4 protein-coding genes are annotated in these 2,596 nt (G+C 70.1%); 3 read left to right on the forward strand and 1 reads right to left on the reverse strand.

The genetic code is table 11. The features are described from left to right. The first annotated feature begins 119 nt into the window (after positions 1-119). Together G6020_RS09875 and G6020_RS09880 are read left to right on the forward strand one after the other, a co-directional pair. A complete protein-coding gene (locus tag G6020_RS09875) occupies positions 120-401 on the forward strand; it encodes a DUF2516 family protein (protein ID WP_179523422.1) in 282 nt (93 codons plus the stop codon). After that, entirely contained in the window at positions 398-1,108 is a 711-nt protein-coding gene (locus tag G6020_RS09880; protein WP_182610498.1) for a MerR family transcriptional regulator, read from the forward strand. The genes G6020_RS09875 and G6020_RS09880 overlap by 4 nt, the downstream gene beginning before the upstream one ends. 26 nt (positions 1,109-1,134) lie before the next feature. Here G6020_RS09880 and purU read toward each other — a convergent pair whose 3' ends face one another. After that, positions 1,135-2,001, reverse strand: coding sequence for a formyltetrahydrofolate deformylase (gene purU, locus G6020_RS09885; RefSeq protein WP_182610499.1), 867 nt, complete (start codon positions 1,999-2,001; stop codon positions 1,135-1,137). A 54-nt stretch (positions 2,002-2,055) separates the two neighbouring features. Between purU and deoC the strand changes: the two genes are divergently transcribed. After that, a partial coding sequence (gene deoC / locus G6020_RS09890; protein ID WP_182610500.1) for a deoxyribose-phosphate aldolase occupies positions 2,056-2,596 on the forward strand: 541 nt, incomplete at its 3' end.

The raw sequence follows: 2,596 nt of genomic DNA on the forward strand, positions 1-2,596 counted from the left end.
CGGCCCGCTCTCCCCGAGCGGGCCGGGGGCGGCTCTCGTCACGGGGCCGTCGAACCCCCAACTCCACGCCGTGAACATCGATGGCCGGGGTGTCGGACGCGCCGACTACACTGGCGGTTGTGATAGATGCATTGCCCGGAACCTGGGGCCTCATCCAGCTCGCGATCCAGGCGGCCCTCGTGGCGTGGGCGCTCGTCGGCCTGGTGCTGGCGGTCCTTCCTCCCGCGTCGGCGTACTCGATGGAGGGGAAGTGGCCCAAACCGGCCTGGATCGGTATCTGCGCCGGAGCCGCCCTCTTCTTCGCGATCCGGCCGTTCGGGATCCTCGGAATCGTGGCGATGGTGGCGGTCGGGGTGTTCTTCGCCGACGTCAGGCCTGCCGTCGGCGGCAGACGCAGGTGAGCGCCAGGGGGTCCGCGCCGCTGCAGCGCATCGAGGAGCTGGCGGAGACCTCCGGCGCGACCGTTCGCAATATCCGCGTCTATCAGGAACGCGGGTTGCTCCAGCCGCCCATCCGACAGGGCCGGACCGCGCTCTACGGGCCGGATCACCGCAGTCGGCTCGACCTGATCCTTCGCCTGCTCAACCGGGGATACACGTTCGCCACGATCGAGGAGCTGCTCATCGCCGAGCGGCACGGGTTCACCCTCGCCGAGTTGCTCGAGGTCGAGAGCGTACGGGGCGAGCGCAGGCCCTCGGGGTCCCGACGGCGACTCACCCGGGCGGAGTCCCAGGCGGTCGCGTCATTCGACATGCCCGAGGAGTTGATCGACGTGGGGGAGTCCCTCGGTCTGATCACCGAACCGGGAGCAGCCGACCACTTCTTCTCCGACGTCTACATGGCCGATCTCCTGCGTGACCTGATCGTCCTCGGCGTGGACGAGGAGGGTATCGAGAAGATCGGCCGCCTGTTCATGGAGGGTCAGAGCCGGGCGGCAGAGGCGTTCACCGTTCTGGTGGAGACCGTTCGCGGGGCGGGGATGGACCAGGCCGTGCTCGAGAAGCGGGTCCGGTCGATTCTTCCCCGGGCCGGCGCGGCCGCCCGGTTGATCTTCCTGTCCGCCGCCGAGACCCTGCTCACCGAGCGCCACGGTTTCTCCCGCGGCTGAGCCTTCTCCTGTCGCTGGGCCTCGTCTCAGGTGAAGACGACGGTCCGGGCGTCGTGGACCAGGACGCGGTCCTCGAGGTGCCACCGCAGCCCGCGGGCCAGCACCAGCTTCTCGGCGTCGCGGCCCTGCCGGACCATGTCCTGCACTGTCGCCGCGTGGTCGACGCGGATGACGTCCTGCTCGATGATCGGTCCCTCGTCGAGGTCGGCGGTGACGTAGTGGCAGGTCGCGCCGATGAGCTTGACCCCCCGGATGTGCGCCTGGTGATAGGGGCGCGCACCCACGAAGCTCGGCAGGAAGCTGTGATGGATGTTGAGGGCGCGACCGGCCCAGCGGGAGCACAGGTCATCCGGCAGGACCTGCATGAAGCGGGCCAGGACGATCGCGTGCGGGTCGATGTCGTCGACGATCGAGGACACCTCGGCGAACGCGGGGCCCCGCTCAGCCGGATCCGCCGGGAACGGCACGTGGTGGAAGGGGATGCCGTGCGCCTCGGTCATCCCCCGCAGGGTGTCGTGGTTGCCGATCACGGCGCGGATGCGGGCGGGGAAGTCCCCGCTGTCCACCCGCCCCATGAGGTCGTGCAGGCAGTGCCCCTCCTTGGACACCAGGACGACGATGTCCTTCGGTTCGGTGGAGTCCGCGATGTTCCAGTCCGTCTCCGGGCCGAGCTCGGCGGCCACCCGGGAGAAGCGACGGCGCAGTTCGTCGAGATCCATCCCGATCGACTCGGCGTCCACGGACTGCCGGGTGAAGAACCAGCGGGAGTTCTCGTCCGCGTGGTAGGCCGCCTCCACGATGGTGCCGCCGAGCTCGGCGAGGAACGTGGCGATGCGGGCGACGATGCCGATGCGGTCGGGGCAACCCAGCGTGAGGACGTAGCGGCGTGACATGAACGGTCATTGTGCCAGCAGGGGGTGGTGGGGAGCCCCGCTAGGCTGGCCGGCATGGATGCCACGCCACAGATTCAGCTGACCCGCGCCCGCGTCGCGGCGATGATCGACCACACGTTGCTCTCCCCGGACGCCTCCCGCGAGGACGTCCAGGCCTGTGTGGACGAGGCTCGCGCTCTCGGGGTCAAGGCGGTGTGCGTGAGCCCGGCGATGCTCCCGGTGCGGGCGGACGGTCTGACGGTGGCGACCGTGGCCGGCTTCCCGTCCGGGAAACACCACGCGTTGGTCAAGGCCATGGAGGGACGGCTGGCGGTGGATCAGGGCGCCGTCGAGGTGGACATGGTGATCGACGTGGGCGCGGCGATCGCCGGCCTGGTGGACGAGGTGATGGCCGACGTGCTGACGATGCGCGACGCCGTGCCCCCGCCCACCGTGATCAAGGTGATCCTCGAGACCGCCGCGATCCACCGGGCGCTGGGCGAGGAGGCGGGTGACCAGCGGGTCGAGGAGCTGTGCCACGCCGTCGCGCGCGCGGGGGCGGACATGGTCAAAACCTCGACCGGCTTCCACCCCGCCGGCGGCGCCAGCGTGCGTG

It is taken from the genome of Dietzia sp. B19, from assembly GCF_014145155.1.
In the GTDB taxonomy this organism is placed as follows: domain Bacteria; phylum Actinomycetota; class Actinomycetes; order Mycobacteriales; family Mycobacteriaceae; genus Dietzia; species Dietzia natronolimnaea.

What these genes read in the sequence shown, in the direction of transcription:
- purU (WP_182610499.1), bottom strand. Translation starts at nt 2,001, where the DNA reads ATGTCACGCCGCTACGTCCTCACGCTGGGTTGCCCCGACCGCATCGGC.